This is a genomic window from Croceibacterium sp. TMG7-5b_MA50 (assembly GCF_039830145.1).
Classification (GTDB): Bacteria; Pseudomonadota; Alphaproteobacteria; order Sphingomonadales; family Sphingomonadaceae; genus Croceibacterium.
The window spans coordinates 1,964,977-1,986,634 of sequence record NZ_CP156082.1 but is presented as its reverse complement, the minus strand read 5'-3'; the positions used below and the strand labels follow the sequence as shown (position 1 = coordinate 1,986,634).

At 68.2% G+C, this 21,658-nt stretch carries 12 protein-coding genes and 1 tRNA gene; 5 read left to right on the top strand and 8 right to left on the bottom strand.

The genetic code is table 11. The features are described 5' to 3' along the window. Window positions 1-2: 2 nt before the first annotated feature. Complete coding sequence (locus V5740_RS09425) at window positions 3-3,266, bottom strand: glycoside hydrolase family 2 TIM barrel-domain containing protein (protein WP_347302231.1); 3,264 nt, start codon at window positions 3,264-3,266, stop codon at window positions 3-5. Between the two features lie 152 nt (window positions 3,267-3,418). Here V5740_RS09425 and V5740_RS09420 point away from each other — a divergent pair, with 152 nt between their 5' ends. Beyond that, window positions 3,419-4,540, top strand: coding sequence for a glycoside hydrolase family 88 protein (locus V5740_RS09420; protein ID WP_347302230.1), 1,122 nt, complete (start codon window positions 3,419-3,421; stop codon window positions 4,538-4,540). Continuing rightward, entirely contained in the window at window positions 4,537-5,829 is a 1,293-nt protein-coding gene (locus tag V5740_RS09415) for a BNR repeat-containing protein (protein ID WP_347302229.1), read from the top strand. Before V5740_RS09420 ends, V5740_RS09415 begins: the two co-directional genes overlap by 4 nt. A gap of 3 nt (window positions 5,830-5,832) precedes the next feature. Here the strand turns inward: V5740_RS09415 and V5740_RS09410 are convergent, their stop codons facing one another. After that, window positions 5,833-7,719 carry a gamma-glutamyltransferase gene (locus V5740_RS09410; protein ID WP_347302228.1) on the bottom strand — a complete coding sequence of 629 codons (1,887 nt, stop codon included), beginning with the start codon at window positions 7,717-7,719 and terminating at the stop codon, window positions 5,833-5,835. A 307-nt stretch (window positions 7,720-8,026) separates the two neighbouring features. Between V5740_RS09410 and V5740_RS09405 the strand changes: the two genes are divergently transcribed. Then, window positions 8,027-11,158: a TonB-dependent receptor gene (locus tag V5740_RS09405; protein ID WP_347302227.1), complete on the top strand. Its 3,132-nt coding sequence runs from the start codon at window positions 8,027-8,029 to the stop codon at window positions 11,156-11,158. A 48-nt stretch (window positions 11,159-11,206) separates the two neighbouring features. Here V5740_RS09405 and V5740_RS09400 read toward each other — a convergent pair whose 3' ends face one another. The 4 genes from V5740_RS09400 to V5740_RS09385 form a co-directional block, all read right to left on the bottom strand. Continuing rightward, entirely contained in the window at window positions 11,207-14,170 is a 2,964-nt protein-coding gene (locus tag V5740_RS09400; RefSeq protein WP_347302226.1) for an amidohydrolase family protein, read from the bottom strand. A 216-nt stretch (window positions 14,171-14,386) separates the two neighbouring features. Continuing rightward, window positions 14,387-16,186 carry a YbhB/YbcL family Raf kinase inhibitor-like protein gene (locus V5740_RS09395; protein ID WP_347302225.1) on the bottom strand — a complete coding sequence of 600 codons (1,800 nt, stop codon included), beginning with the start codon at window positions 16,184-16,186 and terminating at the stop codon, window positions 14,387-14,389. 101 nt (window positions 16,187-16,287) lie between these two features. Next, complete coding sequence (locus V5740_RS09390; RefSeq protein WP_347302224.1) at window positions 16,288-16,815, bottom strand: hypothetical protein; 528 nt, start codon at window positions 16,813-16,815, stop codon at window positions 16,288-16,290. 42 nt (window positions 16,816-16,857) lie between these two features. Beyond that, window positions 16,858-18,384 (bottom strand): pectate lyase, encoded by a 1,527-nt coding sequence (locus tag V5740_RS09385; RefSeq protein WP_347302223.1) that lies wholly within the window; start codon window positions 18,382-18,384, stop codon window positions 16,858-16,860. Here V5740_RS09385 and V5740_RS09380 point away from each other — a divergent pair. Further along, window positions 18,383-18,658, top strand: a complete 276-nt coding sequence (locus tag V5740_RS09380; RefSeq protein ID WP_347302222.1) for a hypothetical protein — start codon at window positions 18,383-18,385, stop codon at window positions 18,656-18,658. The genes V5740_RS09385 and V5740_RS09380 overlap by 2 nt on opposite strands. Window positions 18,659-18,750: 92 nt before the next feature. Further along, complete coding sequence (locus V5740_RS09375; RefSeq protein WP_347302221.1) at window positions 18,751-19,407, top strand: LamG domain-containing protein; 657 nt, start codon at window positions 18,751-18,753, stop codon at window positions 19,405-19,407. A 79-nt stretch (window positions 19,408-19,486) separates the two neighbouring features. Here V5740_RS09375 and V5740_RS09370 read toward each other — a convergent pair. Further along, a tRNA-Val gene (locus V5740_RS09370) sits at window positions 19,487-19,561 on the bottom strand. A 68-nt stretch (window positions 19,562-19,629) separates the two neighbouring features. Beyond that, on the bottom strand, window positions 19,630-21,522 hold the full coding sequence (sppA, locus tag V5740_RS09365) for a signal peptide peptidase SppA (protein ID WP_347302220.1): 1,893 nt from the start codon (window positions 21,520-21,522) through the stop codon (window positions 19,630-19,632). Window positions 21,523-21,658: the final 136 nt, after the last annotated feature.

The window sequence follows — 21,658 nt, the reverse complement described above, 5'->3', positions numbered from 1 at the left end:
GGTCAGTCGATCGGCACCGATCCAGTTGCGCTGGCCGGGCGGGCGCCGTTCGCCTGGCCCTGCCCGTCCACCGGCGACAGCGTGAAGCTGTAGGTCACCGGCGCGACGTTGATGCGATACTGCGGCAGCGGGCGGCCGAAATCGCTCCATGCGGTGTCGCCGCCGACGCCGGACTGTGCCGCGTCCACCAGCAGCGTGCCGGTATCGCCGGGAACGATGTCGGTGCTGCGGCGGGTGCCGGGCTTCGCCCGGTCGAGGTCGGCATAGGGGAAGGCCAGCGCATTGATCGACAGCGGTTGTGCGCCGGTCACGCGCAGGCCCCCGCCCGCGCCCCCGCGCACCAGTTCAAGCCAGCGGACATCGGTCTTGTTGCCGGTTTCCTGCGGGCGGATGTAGTCGTGGTGCTGCTCCGCCAGCGCACCGCGCCACAAGCCGATCGGGGCGGAAGTCTTACGGTCGGCATAGCTTTCGTGCGGTCCGCGACCATACCACTGCACAGTCTGGTAGGCGGGCGTGGTGAAAGCCATGCCAATACGTAGCGGATCGCCCAGATCGTCGCGCAACGGGGTGACCGTGGCGGTCACCTCGACTTGCCCGTCTGCCGCCATGGCGTAGCGGGTCTGCACCCGCGCCACATCGCCGCCGGTCAGGTGCCGGACGGTGATGGTCCGCCGGCCATCAAGAAGCTGCCCGGTTTCGACCGCCTCCACCACACGGCTTTCGCTGGCTTTGCGCCACGGCGGGTCGCGCCGCGTGCCGCCGACGCCGAGGTCGTTGTCGGTCAGTGCGCGGGTGAAATGCGGCGCGCCGCCGGTCAGCAGCAGCTGCCCGTTCTGGCTGTAGCTGGTGACGAGACCGCCCGCCCGGTCGATCGCCAGCTCCATCCCCGCAGCCGAAAGGCGCAGCGTGCCGCTCCGCTCCGCCAGCGTGACCCGGCCCGACCCGCCGGCCGGCAGTGTGGGCGTGACCTGCGCGTCCGCCAGTGCGAACTGTTCCCAGCCGATCACCTGGCCGGCAGTGACGCCGGGGATAGTACCTTCGCGCGCGCGCGCCATTACCGTCACAAAATACTCGGCCCCGGCGCGCGGGGTGAAGCCCTGCAGATTGAGCGGTACCGCCGTGCTGCTGCGCGCGGCGATGTTCTCCACGGGCAGCGTGCCCTGCGCTACGGCGACGCCGTCCTCCAGCACATGCCAGCCGAAATCGTAACCCGCAGTGCCGACGAAATCGTGCCGGTTCACGACAGTGACAGTGAGGCTCGCCGGATCGAACCCTTCGAATTGCACGGGGGCGTAGACCTTCTGCACCTCGAAGAAATGCGGATTGGGCGTGCGATCCGACTGGATCATGCCGTCACCGAACTCGATCACGTCACGCGGCTGCGCACCGAAGGAACTGCCGTCGCCCCAGTAGCGGCGGCCGTCGGGCGTGTAGCGGTACACCGACTGATCGACCCAGTCCCAGACGAAACCACCCTGCAACTTGTGCGGATGGGCATGGATTGTATCCCAATATTCCTTGACGTTGCCGCCTGAATTGCCCTGCACATGCAGGTATTCGCACTGGATCATCGGCTGGCGGTAATCCCAGTTGGTGGCGTAGTCCGCCATCTTCACCGCCGGGTCGTACATCGGCGCGTAGATGTCCGCGTACCAGTTGGGCCGGTGATCGCTGATCCCGTCCCACGTGCCCCAGCCAAGATAGCTGACCAGCCGCCCCGGATCGCGCGCCTTCACGCTCAGCGCCGCGTCGGAGAAGGTGGGGCCGATGCCGGATTCGTTGCCGAGCGACCAGAAGATGATGGACGGGTGGTTCTTGTCCCGCTCCACCATGTTCATCACCCGGTCCACATGCGCGTCGCGCCAGGCGGGGTCGAAGCCGATCTGGTAATAGGCCCGCTTCTCCGGCTGCTTGTTGCCGGTGTCCATATATTCGTGGCTCTCGATATTGCCCTCGTCCATGACGTAGAGGCCGTACCGGTCCGCCAATTCGTACAGGTACGGATCGTTGGGATAGTGGCTGGTGCGGATCGCGTTGATGTTCGCCTGCTTCATCAGGCGGATGTCCCGTTCCATGGATTCGCGGCTGATGACGTGGAACGTCTCCGGATCGTGGTCGTGACGGTTCACGCCGCGGATGGTGATTGGGCGACCGTTCACGCTGACGAGGCCGTCCTTGATCTCGACGCTGCGGAAGCCGATGTCCATCGGCGTCGATTGCAGCACGCGGCTGCGCGCATCGGTCAACTCGACCACCAACCGGTAGAGGTTCGGCGTTTCCGCCGTCCACCGGCGCACCGCGGGAATTGCGCCGGTCAGCGTGACCCGCCGCTCCTCCTCGCCTGCAGGCACTCGCACCTGCCCCTCTGCGACCACTCGCTCCCCGTCCAGCAGCACGTACCGCGCCCGCGTGGCTGCACCAGGCGTCACCGCCAGCTCGGCCGATAGGACGCCATCGGTGTAGCCGGCGTCGAGGCCCGCATGGACGAACACGTCGCGGATGCGGGTGGGCGGCGCGGCGTAAAGGTACACGTCCCGCTCGATCCCCGACACGCGCCAGAAATCCTGATCCTCCAGGTAAGAGCCGTCGGACCAGCGGATCACCTGCATGGCGACGACGTTTTCGCCGGCGCGCAGGTGAGGGGTGATGTCGAACTCGCTCGGCAGCTTGGAATCCTCGGCATAGCCGACGCGCTGCCCGTTGACCCAGACGGTGTAGGCGGAGCCCGCCGCGCCGATATGCAGGATCACGTGGCTGCCGTCCCAGCCCGCCGGTACGGTGAAGGTGCGGCGGTACGATCCCACCTCGTTGTCGTCATGCGGCACCAGCGGGCGGTTCGCCGGGAAGGGGTACAGGATGTTGTTGTAGCGTGCCCGGCCGAAGCCTGCCGCCTGCCAATTGGCCGGAACGGCGATCTCGCTCCAGCCCGCGGGGTCGTATTCCGGCTGTTCGAACCCCTGCGGCAGGTCGGTCGTGTTGGGCGCGAAGTGGAACTGCCAGGTGCCGTTCAGCGATAGGTAGCGGGCGGAAGAGGCCGGATCGCCGTCCAGTGCCGCCGCACGGCTTTCGAACGGGAAGCCGCTGGCGCGTGCCGGTTCGCGGCCCTGGTAATTGATCGCCGGGTTCTCCCAATCAGGACGGCCGGGATCGACCTGCACGGCGGCGACACGGGTCTGGTCCTGTGCGGATACGGGCAGCGTGCCGGCCAGCGCCGCGGCGAGAGCACTGGTCGTACAAATCAGCCGGTACCGGTATGTGCCCATCATCGCTGGTCCCCTTGTCTTCTTTGTCCTTGTCCACCGGGTACGACCATTTATCATACCTGCCAAGGCAGCTGCATGATCGGCTGGCGGGTACTGGGAGAAGCGGGATGGGCGGTTTGCGGCACTGGCGACATGCACTGGCGTTCGTTCTGGCAATGGCCGCCCCGGCTTCGCCGGCGCTGGCACAGGCACCTGCGACGGAGGCGACCCTGCGCGATCCCGCCGCGATCCGCGCCGCAGCCGTGCGCATGGCGGATTGGCAGCTTGCCCGCCTCGACGCCGCGCATATCGGCGCCGCCACCAGCGAGACGCGCAACCCGCGGGCGTGGGAGCAGGGCGTGTTCTGGGTCGGCATGACCGCGCTGGCGGAGATGGACGGCGCACCGCCGCACATTGCGGAGGCGATCATGGCGATGGGCGGACGCAATGATTGGCAGCCGGGGGAACGGCCCTTCTTCGCAGACGATCATGTGATCACGCAGGCCTACCTGTGGGCGGCGGAGAACGGCGCCGGTGCCGCGGCACGCGCGCCCACGCAGCGGGCGTTCGACCATGTGCTGGACAACCCGCCCGTCTCAACGCTCGCCTTCGTGGTGCCGCCGGAAGGCTATGGCGCGACGGAGTGCCTGGTCCGCTGGTGCTGGTGCGACGCGCTGTTCATGGCGCCGCCTGCCTTTGCGGAACTCACCCGGCAGACGGGCGATGCGCGCTACCGCGATTACGCCACGGCCGAATGGTGGGCGACCACCGACTTCCTGTACGATCCGGTGGAGCACCTGTTCTACCGCGACAGCCGCTTCTCCGACCGGCGTGACGGAAAGGGGCGCAAGCAGTTCTGGAGCCGCGGGAATGGCTGGGTGTTCGCCGGCATGGCGCGGATGATCCCGCTGCTGCCCGAAGGCAGCGCCGACCGGACGCGGATGGAGGCGCTGTTCAAGAAAATGGCCGCCCGGCTGCGCGACCTGCAGAAGACGGACGGATACTGGGCGCCGTCGCTGCTGGCGCCGGAGGACTCGCCACCGGAGTCGAGCGGAACCGGCTTCTACACCTATGGCATGGCGTGGGGCATCAAGGCGGGCCTGCTGGATGCGGCGGAATACCGGCCGGTGGTCGACAGGGGCTGGGCCGCGCTGACCAGCGCGATCCAGCCCGATGGCAGCCTCGGCTGGGTGCAGCAGGTCAGCGACCGTCCGGACAAGGTCGCGGCCAGCGACACGCAATATTACGGCGTAGGCGCGTTCCTGCTGGCGGCCAGGGCGGTCGCCGAACTGCCGTGAAGCGGGCGGGCCGCGCGCTGCTGGCCATTGCCGCGATGGTCGCACTGGCTGGCGCCGCCGCGCCGCCAAGCGGGATGGAGGCGATCGATCGGGTCTGGTCGGCGCATTATGTGCCGTTCGCCCTTGCCGTAACCGACCGGGCGATCCTCGTCGCCTATTACGATGCCAATCGCCAGCTGACCGTTGCCCGGCGACCGCGTGACGGATCGTACTGGACCTATCACAAGGTCGACAGCTGGACCGGCTGGGACAGTCACAATGCCATTGCGATGGCCGTGGATGCGGCGGGCGTGGTGCATGTCATCGCCAACATGCACAACGATCCGCTTGTCTATTACCGCACCAACGATGGGGGCGATGTGCGCACGCTGCACCGGGTGGCGGTGATGGCCGATGCCGGGCTGGAGCGCCGGATGACCTATCCGGTGTTCCTGCGCGACGCCGATGGCCGGCTGATCTTCAAGTACCGCGACGGTGGCAGCGGCAACGGGAACGAGATATACAATCGCTACGACCCAGCGACCGGTAACTGGCAGCCGCTGCTCGCCACGCCGCTGGTGGATGGGGAGGGGCAGCGCAACGCCTATTTCGTGGGGCCGACGCTGGGCCCGGGCGGCTGGTTCCATCTGGCCTGGGTCTGGCGCGAGACGCCGGACGCGGCCACCAACCATGACCTATCATATGCCCGCAGCCGCGATCTCATCCGGTGGGAGCGGTCGGATGGTACGCCGCTGCGCCTGCCGATCCGGCTGGCGGACGCAGAAATCGTCGATCCCGTGCCGGTGGGCGGGGGCATGATCAACAACAACACGGTGGTGGGCTTCGACCCGGCGGGCCGGGTAACCATCACCTACCACAAATTCGACGCGGCCGGCGACACGCAGATCTTTCTTGCCCGGCGCGAGCCGGGTGGGTGGCGACACGCGCAGGTGAGCGACTGGCAGGGCTTCCGCTGGGATTTCGGCGGCGGTGGCTCGCTCGACAGCCGGCTGTTCGTCACGGGCGCGAAGCCTGAAGGGACTGACCGGGTGCTGGTATCGGTGGCGCGGGACGGGCAGCCGATCGACTTGGTGCTGGACGCCGCGACGCTGGCGCGGATCGAGGAGCGGCCGGGCACGCGCCTTGCCACGCGGCTTGCTGGCAGCATCGCCGTGCCACCGGGTAACGTGCTCAACACGGTGGAGGACGGATCGGGCATCGCCATCGCTTGGGCCACCTTGCCGCCCAACCGCGATCTCGCGCGGGAGGACATCAGCGAACCCACCGTGCTGCGCCTTGTCATGCCGTGAGCGTCACCATCCGAAGACGTAGCGTTCGCGCCGCACGTCCGCACCGCCGCGCAGGGTAGTCATGCCCGGCGCCACGCCCGCCGCGACGATCCCGGTGCTGACGCCATAGGGGCCAAGCACATCCAGCTTGTGTCCCATCGCGGTCAGCTCCTGCCGCACCTCCGCCGGCACGCGATCCTCGATCTCCAGCTCTCCCGGTGCGTCGACCTTTGCGCCGAAGGAGCCGTGGAAATGGTTGGAATTGATCCGCGGCGCCTCGATCGCGGCTTGCAGCGGCTGGCCGTATGCCATGGTCCGCAGCAGGACGTTGGCGATCTGCTGGTCCTGGTTGTCCCCGCCTGGCGTGCCGATCGCCAGATGCGGCTTGCCGTCCTTCAGCACCAGCGTGGGCGACAAGGTGGTGCGCGGCCGCTTGCCGGGGGCCAGAACGTTGGGGCTGGTAGGATCGAGGTCGAAGATCGTCATGCGATTGCTCAGCGGCACGCCTGTATCACCGGCGATGTAGGCGCCGCCCAGCAGCCAGCCGGAACTGGGTGTGCAACTGAACAGGTTGCCCGCCGCATCGACGACCTCGATCGCCGTGGTATCGGCGGTGGGACCGGCGGGCGGGGTCAGCCGGCGCGGCACGAAGGCCACCGGCCGCGTGCCGCCCTCAATCGCCCACGGATCGCCATAGCGATGCGCGACGGAGGCGCGCGGGCCGATCTGGGCCGCGCGGGCGCGGGCATAATCCTTGGACAGCAGCGCATCGCCCGGCACGGCCACGAAGTCGGGATCGCCGAAGAAGGCGTTGCGATCGTCGAATGCCAGCTTGATGGCCTCGGCCAGCGTGTGGAGGTAGCGCGCGCTGCCCGGCTCCATCTGCGCGATGCCGGCCGCCTCCGCGATGTTCAGCGCCATCAGCAAGGCCGGCCCTTGGCTCCACCAGCCGCATTTCAGCACTTCGTGCCCGAAGACGGATGCGCGCAGCGGTTCCTCCACCTTGCCGCGATAGCTGGCAAGGTCGGCATAGCGCATCGCCCCGCCATCCCGTTCCACCGCAGCACCAATCCGGCGGGCGATGTCGCCGGTATAGAAGGCGTCGCGCCCGGCACGGATCGCCGCCAGCCGGTCGCCGCCCTGCGCCAGCACCGCCGCGTCCGCCTGTGCGATGGTGCGCAGCGTTCGCGCCAGACTGGGCTGGCGGAACAGCTCCCCCACCACCGGCAGCTTACCCTGGGGGTAGTAGGTGCGGTAGGCATCGGCGAAGCGGGATGTCGCCCGCTGCTGGCTGGCGAACACCTCCGCCAGGAAGTTGTACATGACAAAGCCGTCGGCCAACTCGATCGCCGGTTGCATGACCTCCGCCAGCGATTTTGTGCCGTTCACCTCCAGCGCCAGCGCCATGGCATCGACCACGGCCGGCACGGTGCCGGCATCCGGGCCATTGCCGGGGATGATCCCGGCGGCGGCGAAGCGGTCCGGCGTGGCGAGCGCGGGCGCAGTGCCCTGGCCGCTGATGGCGACGGCGCGGTTGGTGGCGGTATCGAAGATCATCGTCGGCGCTTCCCCGCCGAAGCCGAAATGGCTGATCTCGGTCACGGCGGCGGCAAACACGGCGGCGACGCCCGCATCCGTTGCGTTGCCGCCGGCCATCAGCAGCCGCATGCCCGCCGCGCACGCATAATGCCGCCCGGCGGCGACAATGCCGAACTGACCCACGATCTCCGGCCTCAGCGTCTCGCCCGCGCTGACCAGCCGGGTGGGTTCGGCCGGCTGCGGGGCGGTTTCGGTAGGGCCGGCCTGTGCCAGCCCGGCGGAGGGCGCCAACATGGCCGCCATGCCGCTGCCCAGCGCGAGCGCGCCCATCTGCCGCCGGCTCCACCCGTGTCGTGTATCCAAACCGTCCATCTGCGCGCCCCCGTATGACGGGATGTTTCACCCGCCTTCGGCCATTAACATGCGCAAAACCGTCGCAACAAGGCAAGCTAGAAACAAATATCTTCTGAAATTTGTTGATTAGTTGCACAATCTGGTGATCTTTGCCGCAACGGGGTTGATTCGCCTGGGGCAGGCGATCGCCACCGAAACAGGGGGCAGCAGCGGGCTGCAGGGGGATGTCGGGATCCCGCGTCAGGAGCGCGGGTCCCACCGCCATGTTCTTATCGCCGTCGCGGGTTGGGGCACGCGATCGCGCCGCAACGGGTGACCTTCGGCCATGCAACACACACGCCTCCGCACCTCCGCCCTGGCGGGCGCCAGCCTGCTCGCCGTCGCCGGGATGGCGACCGCGCTACCCGCAGCGGCGCAGACCGCGCAGGATCTGCCGGTCCCCTCCACCGCACCCCCGGCCGACATGGCGGAGGAGGAGACGGCGCTGGACGAGATCATCGTCACCGGCAGCCAGATCCGCGGTGCCAACCTGGCGGGCGCGCTGCCGATCAATGTCGTGGGGGAGGAGCAGATCGACGCGGTGGCGGCGGTGTCCGGCGCAGACCTGTTCCGCTCCATCCCGCAGCTGGGCTCCGTCACCTTCAACGAACAGGTGCTGGGCGGCGGCAACGCCAACGCCGCGCGCGGCGACGTGTCCACCATCAGCCTGCGCGGTCTGGGGCAGGGCAACACGCTGGTGCTGCTGAACGGCCGGCGGACCGTGCTGCACCCGACCAGCCAGGCGATCACCGGGGTGATCGATTCGGGCGTGCCCACCTTCGGGTACAACGCCAACGCCATCCCCGTGCCCGCCATCCAGCGGGTGGAGGTGCTGCGTGACGGTGCAGCTGCGCTTTACGGATCTGACGCAGTGGCGGGTGTCGTCAACAACGTGCTGCGGACCGATTATACCGGTCTCCGGCTGGACTCGCAGCTCGGCCTGGCGGAGGGGACCTCCCTGCGCGAATTGCAGGTCAGCGGCGTGGGTGGCACCGACTTCGCCGACGGGCGCGGCAATGTGACGCTGACGCTGGCTTATGCCACGAAGTCGCAGCTACTGCAGAGCGACCAGGAATACACCGCCATCTCCGACCGCCGCTATCGCGTGGCGGGAACGCCGTTCGCCAATGGAGCGGCCTTCAACGGCACCGGCACCAGCACCCCGTGGGGCACCTTCCGTGCGGCGGGCAGCGGGATCATCACCAGCAATGGCGCCGCGCTGACCAATGCCAGCCGCCAGTTCCACAACCAGCCGACCGGCAATCCCGGCTGCGTCGCGGCCAGCGGTACGCCCGGCGTGTGTTACGACAACGGCGTCGGCACCACGGAGATGGCCAACGTTGATGCGAACCTCCGCTTCGATTCCGCCGCCACCTTCCCCGAACTGACCACGCAGCCTTCGGTGGAGCGGTTCAACGCCTTCCTGTTCGGCCGATACGAATTGACCGATGATGTGGAGTTCTTCGGCGAGAGCGGTTTCTACACCGCGCAGACGAACGCGGTCATCGCGTCAGGCGCCAGCCTGGCGAACATCCCGATCACCGTGGCGGCGAATGCCTACTGGAACCCGCTCGGCCCGGTCGGCTCCCCCAACCGCTTGCCGGGGCTGAACATCCCCGCCGCAGGCCTGCCGGTGACGATCTCCTCCCTCAACTACGTCGATTCCGGCCCCCGAGACGTGCGCGTGACCAACAACCAGTACCGCTTCCTGGGCGGTCTGCGGGGCGAGGTGCTGGGGTTCGACTGGGAAACCGCCGGCCTCTACAGCTGGGCCACGGCGAAGGACACGGCAGAGGGCATCTCCAACACGCTGCTGCAACGGGCGATCAACCGCACGACGCCCGACGCGTACAACCCGTTCAACGGCGGCGATCCGCTTAACCCGGGGGTGGGCGACAGCTCGATCAACGACCCCGCCACGATCGCCAGCTTCCAGATCGCGGCAACGCGCCGCACGAAGACCACGCTGGCGTTGTGGGACCTGAAGCTGTCGCGGCCTGATCTGCTGGACTTGTGGGGCGGCAACAGCATCGGCCTTGCCGCCGGCATCGAGTGGCGCCGCGAAAGCTACCGCGACGATCGCAGCACGTACCAGGGCGGCATTGCCGGCGTGGACACGACCTACACCGATGCGGTCACCGGCATCTTCTACGGTTCGGACCTGATCGGCCACAGCCCCAGCCCGGACGTATATGGTAAGCGCAACGTGAAATCCGCCTATCTGGAAGCGGCCGTGCCGTTGATCAGCCCGGAAATGGAATGGCCGATCCGTTCGCTCGAACTGCAGCTGGCCGGCCGGTACGAGGATTACAGTGACGTCGGCAGCGTGGCCAAGCCCAAGGTCGCCGGCTTTGTCGAGGTGGTGGATGGCTTGCGCCTGCGCGGGTCATGGTCGCAAGGCTTCCGCGCGCCAAACCTGGAGGTGATCAACACCTCCACGCTGGACCGGGTGAACACCGGCATCGACTACACCCTGTGCGAGGCGGACCTGCGCGCCGGGCGGATCGCCAACTTCTCACAATGCAACCGCAACATCTCCGTCCTGCGCCGCTCGGGCGGCAACCCGAACCTGGTGCCCGAGGAATCCACCAGCTGGAGTTATGGCGCGGTTTTGACTCCCCCGCTGCCGGCGGGCTGGGGCGACCTGACGCTGACGGTCGATCGCTGGCGCATCCGGCAGAACAACGTCGTTGGCCTGCTGGATTACCAGAACGGGCTCAACCTCGATTACGCGCTGCGGGTGGCTGGCAGCAGCAACCCCAACGTGGTTCGTCGCGATCCCACCGCGGACGACATCGCACTGGTCGCCGGGACCGGGCTACAGCCCGTGGGCGAGCTGCTGTACGTGGTCGCCAATTTCGAGAACCTGCTGCCGGTGACGGTGCAGGGCCTCGACATCAACGTCGACTATCGTATCGGCACCGACAATGCGGGTGACTTCTCGTTCAACGTCAACGCCGCGCACCTGATCGAGTACTTTGTCGATGCGCCGGCGCCGGTGCAGCAGATCATCGCCGCGCAGGGGGCCGGCCAGATCAATATCGGCGTGCCGGTGCAGGGCGGCGGCGACGTGGTCGGGCAGGATGGGCAGCCCGCCTGGCGCCTGTCGGGCACCTTCACCTGGAGGAAGGACGCGGTTACAATCGGCCTGTTCACCCAGTTCATCGACGATGTGTACCAGAACGCGGTGCGCGACGCGCAGGCGAACCCATTCATCGTGAAGGGGCAGACGACGGCGAACGCCTATGTCCAGTACGCCTTCGACGAGACTGCCGGGTCGCTGGATGGCACCACGGTGCAGCTTGGCGTGCGCAACTTCACCGACAAGAACCCGCCTTTCGCCTCCGGCGGGTACCTCAGCAGTCTGTACCAGCCGCAGGCGCGATACTGGTATGTGGGCCTGAGCAAGGAGTTCTGATGTCAGTCCGATCCTCCCCATCGTCAATGATGGGGAAGATCGGATCGTCTAATCGTCGGAATCCTCGGTCAGCAGCTGCTCCCCTGTATAAAGCACGCCGTTCACCATCACCTGCCTGACCTTGAAGGTGTTGGCGATGTCGCTGCGCGGATCGCCGTCCAGCAGCACAATGTCGGCCAGCTTGCCCGGCTCCAGCGTGCCGGCATCAAGGTTCAGGGACTTCGCCGCGTTCACCGTCACCGTCTGCAGCGCCTGGAACGGGGTCAGGCCGGCATCGACATAGGTGGCGATTTCCGAATGGAGGTTCGTGGCGATCAGCGTGTCGGTGCCCGCCGCGATCAGCGCGCCGGCATCATGCGCATCCTTCACCAACTGCATGGACCCGGCCATCAGCGGTCCGATCAGCGCCGCCATCGGATCATCGCCGGTAACCGTCGCCTGCGCCCATTGCGGATATAGCTTCGCGCGCGGGTCGCTGCGGTATTCCGGATGCTTCTGCAGATAGGGGCCGAGCGATCCGAACATCGTCGGCGTCATGGTCCGGCCGCTGCGGCCGAACAGCTGGATCACATCCTGGTACGACCGGCCCTGCGGCCCCTGCTTGGGGGAATAGCCGCGGCGGCTGGTGGCGCCGGTATGCTCCGTCGCATCGACGCCGTTCAGCGCGGCAGGGAAGATCTCGTGCCCGGTAACCGGCACGCCCATCGCATGCGCCGCCTCCACGATCCGGCGCTGCTGCAGGTCGGGCATGCGGACGTAGCTTTTCAGCACGTCGAAGCGCAGCCGGCGGGCACGGTCCAGTTCCCGTTCCAGATGCGGCGGGTTGGCGACGGCGACACCCATCTTGTAGAATACGCGCTGCCATTCCAGCAGCGGGCCGTTGGCGTAGATACGTGGCCCGATGCGCACACCCGCCATCTGCGCCTCGCGATCCTCGATCCCGCTATACACCTGATTGCCGGGGTCGCGGACCGTGGTGATGCCATAGGCCAGCCAGGCGCGGTGCCCGGCGGCACCGAAATCCTTCTGCGCGTGGGAATGATGCTCGATCAGGCCGGGTATCGCGGTCAGGGTGCTGGCATCGATCACCGTGGCGCCGGCATCCTGTGACGGATCCCGGTCGCGGATCGCCACGATCCGGTTGCCTTCGATCACGATGTCCTTGTTCGCCTGCGTCGCATCCGTCACGCTGTCGACCAGCGCGCCCGTGCGGATGATCGTCCGCCCGGCCGGACGCGCCAGGGTGTAGCTGAGGTCCAGCGGCACGTCGCGGATCGCGCCGGTCTCCACGTCGATCAGCTTCAGCTTCTCGGCATTCTGGTACAGGATGGTGCGGCCATCGCCGCTCCATGTGGGATAATGGCTGATCTCGTCGTTCAGCGCGCGCGGTACGCTCTGCGGGGTGCCGTCCGGGCCGACCCACCAGACCTTCAGCAACCCTTCGTAGATCGCCGCCATGCGCGTGCCGTCAGGCGACCAGGCCGGTCCGCCGCCGCCGCGCGTATCGATGCCGGTGCCGGGCTGCGGCTCGTGCCACACCGGCTCCCCCGTGCCGTCTGCGCGGAACACGACCACCTGATTGGTGCCCTCGCGGAAGCTGCGGGACAGCGTGCGCGACAGGGAAATGGCGACATGCTGCCCATCGGCGGACCAGCTCGGCTCCCCGGGTTGCGGCAGGCTGGCGGACAGGCGGGTGACGGCGCCCGTCGCCACGTCCACCACCTGCAACCCGGCGACACCCCAGCGCCCGTCCACGTCGATGAAGGCGATGCGCTTGCCGTCGGGCGACCAGGCCGCGCCCAGCGGCTGCGTCGTCAGGTTCGTCAGCCGCCGCGTCTCTCCGCTCGCCACGTTGCGCAGCCACAATTGCGGCAGCCCGCCGCCATGGTCGCTGGACCAGGCGATCCACTTGCCGTCAGGCGACCAGGCGGGATCGGCATCCATCGCGTGATCGGTGGTGAGATTGGTCGGCCGGCCGCCGGTGACCGGCACGGTGTAGAGGTCGCCCAGTGCGACAAAGGCGATACTCTGCCCATCGGGTGACAGCGTCGGCTTCAGGATGCCGAGCGCCTGTTGCGGCGCCGTGCTGTCCCAGTCGCGCGCGGCGCGTTGATATTGCGGTCGCACCACCTCCAGTCGGGCGGTGAAGGGCACTGTCCGCATCCGGCTGCCCTGCCGCCGGCGGATCAGGCCGTCGCTGGTGTAGAACAGCGCCTCTCCGCGCCAGACCGGGCGGAACGGGAAGACGTTCTCGCTGCCGCTGACGGGCACGCCGTCCACTTCAAGCCGGCTGCCGGCGGGGTCATAGGCGACATAGGCCAACTGCCCGTCCGGCCCCCAGACCGGCGCATCGTAGCGGACCGCCCCTTCGCGCAGCACCCGTTCCTCTCCCTCGCCGGTGGATGCGACGGCCTTCAGGCTGCTGGTGGCGCGCTGGCTGCTATAGGCGATCTCCGTTCCATCGGCGGACCAGCTCGGCATCCGGTCCTCGCCCAGACCCGGGCTGACCTGCCGCAGCGTGCCGCTGGCGAGGTCCACCGTCCAGATCGTGTAGGTGCTGCCATTGCGGTCGGAACTGAAGGCGAGCGATCGGCTGTCGGGCGACCAGGCGGGTTCGCGGTCGTCGGCCGCGCCTTGCGTCACATGGCGCAGGTCGCTGCCGTCCGGCTTGATCGTGTAGAGGTCCCACGTTCCGTCGCGATAGCCGGAGAAGGCGATGGTTGTGCCATCGGGCGACCACACCGGCAGGCGGGCATCATTGAAATAGTCGGTGATCCGCCGGGCGCGTCCGCCGCCCACCGGCAGGATCCACAGGCTGCCCTGCAGGTCGATGACCATCCGCCGCCCGTCAGGCGACAGCGACAGCGCCATCGACGTTCCCTCGTTCACGTCGAACGTCACATGCTCGCCGGCGGGAAGCTCGACCGGGGATGGCGGCGGCACCTGCGCCAGCGCCGTGCCCGTCATCAGCGCGGCCGTACCTGCCAGCGCCAGAGCCCATCTACCCGTCAATGCCATGCTGCGTCCCCCGATAATCACGGCACGCGCAAGAAGTGTGCGCGCCGAGCCAGTCGGGAACCCTCAGCCTTGCCCACCGGAGGAACAATGCGCACCGGTTGTTGCGGGCGCAGTGTGGACACGGCCGGGCTGCTTGGCAACCCGGCCGTGGCGTATTGCCCTATTCCGCCGTGGTCCTTGTCTCTGGGCGCGGCGGCCCCTCGCCGACAATCATCGCGCAGGTCCACCTTCCGCATAGGTTCCGACCAGTTCGCCGCGCGCCAGCACATGGCCCGCTGCCGCGGCCAGCAGCTGGTCCCGCGTCGCGCCGAGCGGCAGGTCGAGCATCCGGTCGAGCGCCAGCAGCTGGAAATGGTAGCGGTGCGGCCGGTCACCCGCCGGTGGGCGCGGCCCGTACCAGCCGGTGCTGCCATGGCTGGTCGCGCCCTGCATCATCCCGTCCACGGCCTCGCCGCTCAGCCGGTCGCGTTCGTTCAGCCCGGCGGGCAGGGTGGTGGTGGCGGCGGGGATGTTCCACGCCGTCCAGTGGACTACCGGCGCGCCCTCTGCTGCGTCGGGATCCTCCATGACCAGTGCCCAGCTCTTCACGCCCGGCACTCCCGCCCATTGCAGCGCGGGCGAGATGCCGAGGCCGTATTCGCTGTGATCGCGCGGGATCGCGCCATCGGCCGCAAAGGCGGGCGAGGTCAGCGTTACCGGCTGCGCACGGCGGCGACTGCGCGTTTCCGGCCGGGCGAGCGCCAGCGGCACGCCGCTGCCCATCGCCGCCTGCTGCTCCATCGGTCCGGCGGGCGGCTGCAGCGGACCGGCAACACCTGCCGCGCCCTCATACGTCACGCGGTACAGCACGCCATTGGCATCGTCGGAGAACAGCAACGATCCGTCCGGCAGCACGGCCATCCCCGCCAGCCGGCCGTAATGGCTGGCCCCATCCGCTGCCAGGAAGCCGCTGACGAATGGTTCGATCGCCTGCGCCTGCCCGTGTGGGTCGAAGCGGATGCGAACGACCTCGTACCCCGATGCCGGCCGCCGGTTCCAGCTGCCGCGCAGCGCCACGAAGGCATCGCCCGCGACGTCCGGCCCGAAGCCGCCGCCGGGATGGAACGCCAACTGCATGCCGGCCGAATGCGCCACATGCATCAGCACCGGATCGGTGGAGGCGGCGATCCAGTCCGCGGCGGTCAGCCCGCCCGGGGGCTCGTCCTGCGGGTTGCGCTGCCCATCCTCGAACACGTAGGGCCAGCCATAGCGGTTGCCGCGCTCGATCCGGTTCAGCTCCTCCCGCTGCAGGTCGTTGCCCAGCCAGTCGATACCCTGGTCCCAGCCCCACAGATCGCCGGTGGTCGGGTGCCAGCCGAAGCCGATCGTGTTGCGCAGCCCCGTGGCCCAGATCTCGCGGGAGGAGCCGTCGGGCTTCGCGCGCAGCAGCGCCGCGTTCTCCTGGCTGGACTCGTCGCAGGCATTACAGGTCGATCCCGCGCTGATGTAGAGCATGCCGTCCGGCCCGACCGCCAGCGTGCGGTTCAGGTGCTGGCCGGCATCGGGCAGGTCGTCGATCAGCGTCTCCACCGCGCCGATGGCCCCGCCGGCCTGCAATGGTGCGCGAAACACCTCCCGCGCGGTCATGAAGTAGAGTTGCCCGTCATGGATCGTCAGGCCGTGCAGGCCCGGCCGGTTGACGATCACCTGCGGTGCGCCATCGGCCCGTCCGTCCCCGTCGCCATCGGTCAGCCGGATGATATCCGCCTCCGACCGGCGGCTGACATAGATGCTGTTGTCGGGCGCCACCGCGATCATCCGGGTATTGCCCAAGCCTTCGGCCCAGACGCTGACACGGTAGCCGGCGGGTACCTTCAACGTCCCGGCGAAATCGTCCGGCGGCGTGAGCGGCGTGGGCTCGAAATAATGCGCCTCCACCGGACGCTTGTCCGCATCTTCCGGGCTGCTTTGCGCAAGCACAGGGTGAGCAATGGCAAGGCAGGCGGAAGCAAGCAGCAGCGTCGATTTCATGAGCGTGGGTCCCCTGTGACCCACGCTAAATGCCTGACTTGCAAGGACGCTCCCGCGAGGCGGCGGTGATCTGCTCCGCCCCTGTCAGGCGGGCAGGTGCGTCAGTGTTCCCACTCGTCGGCCAGCCGCTCCGCCCGCTGGCCGTCCCACTTGATCTCCACCTTGCGGCCCTGGGGGTCGCCATCCGCCTCGCCGAACAATTCGTAGATGACGATGCCGTCCGCCTGCGTGCTCTCGATGACCCGCGTGGGGGTGAATGCCGCATCGTTCGCCGCGCGTACCTGCGCCGGAACCGTGGCGAAGGCGATGTCGCGCTGCGTTTCCACCACGCGCCACTTGCCGCCTTCCTCCATGATGTCGAACTCGACCTCGCTGCCGTCGGCCAGTGTCCCGCCCAGGTCGAAATAGCGGCGTCCGTCGCGCGTCTCCGCCTCCGCCTCCGTCGGGGTGAAGCCGGGCTGCGCGGCGCTGGCGGCGGCGAGCACCGGTGCGGGCACCTCCGCGATCGGCACGTCCGCCTTGCCGCTGGTGGCGACGGCCCGGCCGGTCGCTTCCGTCTGCTCGGCCCGCTCTGTGGGCGAGCAGGCGCATGCCGCGCATGCCAGCGAGAGGATAAGGATCCTGTTCATGACGTTCCTTCCTTGTTGCCGCCGCAGATGCTGGCCCATGACTTACAGCGCCGCGATCAGCCGCGCCATGTTGTCGATATAGGCGGAGGTGGAAATGCCCGTCACCGGCTGGTCGGTGGTGTAGGGCGAAGTATCGAACGCGTCCCCCACATGGGTCGTGCGGTAATCGCCGGGTGTCGGCTCCGCCGGACCCTCGCCCTGGTAGGGGTTGCTGGTCGCGCGCAGTTCGGTTGGCCACCAGCCCTCCCGGTTCAGCGACCGGATAAGCTGCGCGATGCCCGCATCCCGCTCCCCGGCATTGAGGTCCGAACCCGACCGGCCGCCGCTGACGAAATAGCGCGGCAGTGCCTGCGTACCCGACCCGTAGAGCGGTGACTTCGCCAGCAGCTCCGCCGGTGGGATCGCACGCACCGCCTCGTACTCCTCGCGCAAAGCGGGGACGTTGATGGAGGCGGAGCCGGAATAATGGCCCAGCGTCGCCTCCGAACTGTAGTCCCAATAATATTCGCCGTTCACCACGTTGGAGCCGCGCCGGTGGACAAAGATCGGCCGGTTGCTGCCGAACTCCACAAAGGTCGGGAAATTGCGCCCCTTCACCGGTTCCGCCAGCCGCAGCGAGTCGAGCCAGTCCAGCGTCTCGGGGATGCGCGCCAGGAACTTGGTCTCGCCGGTCAGGCGATAGAATTCCATCAGCTGCCGGACATTGCTGGCGGTGGTGGGGGTGTGCAGCGCGTTGGGTTCGTAGGTGCGGGCACCCGCCGGGCGCAGGTCGGTCGTGTATTGCAGTGCCCAGCCGGGCTGCGGCTGACCCATCTGCGTCACCAGGTACAGGTTCATGCCGCGCACGATCGGGTCCAGCACGCGCGCATCGCCCAGCGTCTGGAAGATCATCAGCAGGAACCGGACATTCTCCGCCGCCACATCGTCGTTGAAGGTGATGTAGCGCTGATAATCGGGGTAGGACGGGTCGTAGGGCCAGCGCTGCGGCCACCCGCCGATCGGATACTGGCTGTCCAGGACGAAGCTGATCGCCTTGTCCAGTGCCGGGCGGTACTTCGCATCGCGCTTCTCGACATACATGCGCAGCAGGAACTGCGATGCTTCGGACGTGCCCATGTCATCGAAGGTGGCATTGTCGGAATAGTGCTGGAATTCCTCCATCCGCCACGCGTTCTTGCCGACGGTCTCGTACCAGTGCCTGGTCGCCGCCGGGCTGGCGAAATCGATGAAGTAGTTCCACCCGCCTGACCGGTGCTGTCCCGCCATCAGCGCGCCCGCCACCTGCTCCGCCGCGGAGTAGTAATATTCGTCGCCGGTCGCGTGATAGGCGTCGAGATAGACGTGCCCCATCGTCGCGGTACCCGGCGGCTGCACCCAGATCATGGTCGGCGTCGCCTCGATCTCGCCCCAGCGACGTGACCGGTCGGGCAGGTACGACCAGACATAGCCACCATTGGTCGCCAGATCCTCCACCATGAAGTGCGTTGCACGGCGCATCGTCTCCAGGATCTGCGCCCGGCTGGGCGCCGCGGCGGCGAAGGCGGGCTCCAGTTGCAGGACGAGCGACATGGCCGCGGCGCTCCCCAACAGATGGCGGCGACTGATCATGCGCTTTTCTCCCGTATCTGGCGACCTGTTCGGTGGCTCGCCTTTTTCGAATGGCAGCTTCGTTCCGCAAGGGCGAAGCTTCGGTTGCATGCGCTATCCGATACGAAAAGCGTTGTGCAACCACGGTTTGGCGAAAGAACAAAAAACGCCGGCGCCCTTCGGCGCGGCTCGAAAGTGCTGGACCGGCAGAACCGCCCGCCGCAACTACGCGAACGCTATTTTTTCAGCCGCATGAGCTGTGGAGAGAGGTGCCGGATGATCCGATTGCAACTTTGCGCCGTCCTGTCGCTCGCCGTCTCCGGCTCCGGCTGTGTATCGGCGCCGTCAATGCATGAAGCAGCCGCTCCCCTGGCGACGATCTGGCGCTTCGACGATCTCCGGCGCATCGGCGGGGCGCCGGTCCGGGTGGAGGGCGATCCGCAGATCGTCCGCACGGATGCTGGTCCAGCGGTACGCTTCGACGGGGCGGACGACGCGCTGTTCATCGAATCGCACCCGCTGGCGGGTGCGAGGCAGTTCACGGTCGAGGCGGTCTTCCGCCCCGACGGTGGGGAGTTCGCGCAACGCTGGCTGCATCTGGCGGAACAAACCGCCGACGCGCCGGAGGGAGCCTACCCCCCGGTCCCGCCGAGCGGGCCGCGCATGCTGTTCGAGATTCGGGTCGTGGGGACGAGCTGGTACCTCGACGCGTTCACCACCGGGCCGGGCTACAACAAGGCGCTGATCGTGCCGGAGAAGACCTTTCCGGTCGGGCGCTGGTACCATGTCGCGCAGGTCTATGACGGGCGCACTTACCGCAGCTATGTCGATGGGGTGCTGCAGGCGGAGGCGGACATCGCGTTCCAGCCACAGGGGGCAGGTTATGCCTCGCTCGGCACCCGGATCAATCGGCGCGACTATTTCAATGGTGCGGTGTTGTCAGCGCGGTTCACGGCGGCGGCGCTGACGCCCGACCAGTTCACGCGCGAACTGCCTGCTCAATAGGACGGCCGGGCGGGTCGGCGATTTTGAAGAGTTGGAAAGCTCGGGCAAAGCCACACCTCAGGCGCATGAGCCAGAGGCGTGGTGGGCGCGGCAGGGATTGAACCTGCGACCCCACCCGTGTGAAGGGTGTGCTCTACCACTGAGCTACGCGCCCGTCGCGGCCGCGATCGGCCGGTGACAGGCGCGGGCCTCTGCCAGAGAGGCGCGGGGGATGCAAGCGCCTTAGTTCAGCGAAACTGCACGCAGCAGCGCCGCCCATGCATCCACCCCCGGTTGCCCCGGTGCCGCCCGGGGCACGGCGGGGCAGGCAAGGCAGCGCGCCTGCACGCCCTGCGTGCCCAGCAGGCGGGTCACGTCGGTCAGCGCACGACCCAGCCGATCCCGCTCATCGGCGGAGAGGGCGGCGAACAGGTCCGGCGCCACGACCCGTGCCCTTTCCTCCGGCTGCATCATCCCGGCCAGCACCGCGCGCAGGCCGCTCTGCTCCTCGCCCAGGAAGGCCGGCGCCCATTCACCGTCCGCCAGCGAGGCGCGGCCGGCCACCCAGGCGAGTGCTTCGTCAAGGCCACCGAACTGGTCCACCAGACCCAGCTGCCGGGCGGTGCCGCCGTCCCACACCCGGCCCTGTGCCAGGCTGTCGACCCGTTGCGGCGTCATGCCCCGGCTCTGCGCCACCAGGCCCAGGAACCGGCCATAGGTGTTGCCGACGGTCGCCTGCAGCAGCGAATCCATCTCCGGCGTGAAGCCGCCGATCGGATCGGGCTGCCCTGACAGCGGCGTGGTGCGCACACCGTCGCTGGTGACGCCCCAGCGGGCCAGCGCCTCGTCAAAAGTGGGGATCACGCCGAACACACCGATGGAACCGGTCGCGGTGGATGGCTGCGCGAAGATGCGATCGCCCGTGGTGGCGATCCAATAGCCGCCGCTGGCGGCGATGTTGGCCATTGAGATGGCGATGGGAATGCCCTTCGCCTTGTGGCGCAGCACCGCGCGGCGGATCGCCTCCGACCCGCTGACGCTGCCGCCCGGCGAATCGACACGCACCACCAGTCCGGCAAGGTCGTCGTCCAGCGCCTCGTCCAGTGCCTTGACGATGCGTTCCGCCCCGGCGGAGCCCGGCCCGGCATCGCCGTCCGTGATCTCCCCGGCGATGGTCACCACGCCGATCCGGCCCGATCCCATTCCGGCGCCCTCCTGCCCCATGTCGGCCAGCCACGCGTCCAGGGTCGTATGGGCGAAGGCGCCCGGCGTCTTCACCAGCGGGTCGGCCCCGGCGCGTTCCGCCACGCGGCTGCCCCATTCGTCCAGCGTGCCGGCGCGGTCGGCCAGCCCGGCGGCGATCGCGGCGCGGGCGGTGTCCCCGCCATTCGCCGCCACCAGCGGGATCAATTGCTGCGACGCGCGCGCCAGTTGCGCCTTCGGCCGGGCGGCGGCGACATCTTCCTGCCAGCGCGCGAAGATCGTGTCATACAGCTGCTGCGCGTTCTCGCGCGCAGGCTCCGACATGCCGGCCAGCTCCCACGGCTCCACCGCGCTCTTGTACGTGCCCACGCGGTATACCCGCGCCTCGATGCCCAGCCGTTCCAGCGCGGGACCGTAATACAGGTTCTCCCCACCGGGTCCGCGCACCACCGCGCCCCCCATCGGGTCCACCCACACCTCCGTCGAATGCGCCGCCAGCAGCAGCGAATCGTCGGTGTAGGCAAGGGCGTAGGTCAGCACCGGCTTGCCGCTCTTGCGGAAGCGGTCCATCGCGCCCGCCACCTCCAGCATGTGCACCTGCCCACCGCCAAGGAAGGTCGACAGGTCGAGGGCCAGCACCTTCACCCGCGCATCGCCCGCTGCCGCGTCGATCGCGCGGACCAGGTCGCGCGCGCGATATTCGCGGACCGGCGCGGCGGATGGCAGCAGCAGGTTGAACGGGTCAGCGGGGGCGACCTCCTCCACCACCGTGCCGTCCAGCCGCAGCAGCAGCGCACCCTCGCGCACGGCATCGGTGCTGGGCCGGGCGGACAGCGCCGCGAACAGGGCTGCGAAGAACAACAGCATGAACAGCAGCACCAGGGCATCCTTGATGCCCACCAGCAGATGCCAGACCTTGCGCGCGAAACCCATGAACCGTCCAATGCAACCTGACTTCGTGTATTGCCCTTGTAAGACGCGCTGGCGCGGATTGCCAACAAGCATGCACGACGCAGGGACGGCGATTGCCAACAGGCATGGGGGGCGGCGGGTTGAGGGCGGCGCGCCG

Excerpts from the sequence above, each read along its gene's own strand:
- V5740_RS09420 (WP_347302230.1), top strand. The coding sequence starts at position 3,419 with ATGGCCGCCCCGGCTTCGCCGGCGCTGGCACAGGCACCTGCGACGGAG.
- V5740_RS09425 (WP_347302231.1), bottom strand. The coding sequence starts at position 3,266 with ATGATGGGCACATACCGGTACCGGCTGATTTGTACGACCAGTGCTCTC.
- sppA (WP_347302220.1), bottom strand. The coding sequence starts at position 21,522 with ATGGGTTTCGCGCGCAAGGTCTGGCATCTGCTGGTGGGCATCAAGGAT.
- V5740_RS09375 (WP_347302221.1), top strand. The coding sequence starts at position 18,751 with ATGCATGAAGCAGCCGCTCCCCTGGCGACGATCTGGCGCTTCGACGAT.
- V5740_RS09405 (WP_347302227.1), top strand. The coding sequence starts at position 8,027 with ATGCAACACACACGCCTCCGCACCTCCGCCCTGGCGGGCGCCAGCCTG.
- V5740_RS09380 (WP_347302222.1), top strand. The coding sequence starts at position 18,383 with ATGGCCGCGGCGCTCCCCAACAGATGGCGGCGACTGATCATGCGCTTT.
- V5740_RS09410 (WP_347302228.1), bottom strand. The coding sequence starts at position 7,719 with ATGGACGGTTTGGATACACGACACGGGTGGAGCCGGCGGCAGATGGGC.
- V5740_RS09385 (WP_347302223.1), bottom strand. The coding sequence starts at position 18,384 with ATGTCGCTCGTCCTGCAACTGGAGCCCGCCTTCGCCGCCGCGGCGCCC.
- V5740_RS09395 (WP_347302225.1), bottom strand. The coding sequence starts at position 16,186 with ATGAAATCGACGCTGCTGCTTGCTTCCGCCTGCCTTGCCATTGCTCAC.
- V5740_RS09390 (WP_347302224.1), bottom strand. The coding sequence starts at position 16,815 with ATGAACAGGATCCTTATCCTCTCGCTGGCATGCGCGGCATGCGCCTGC.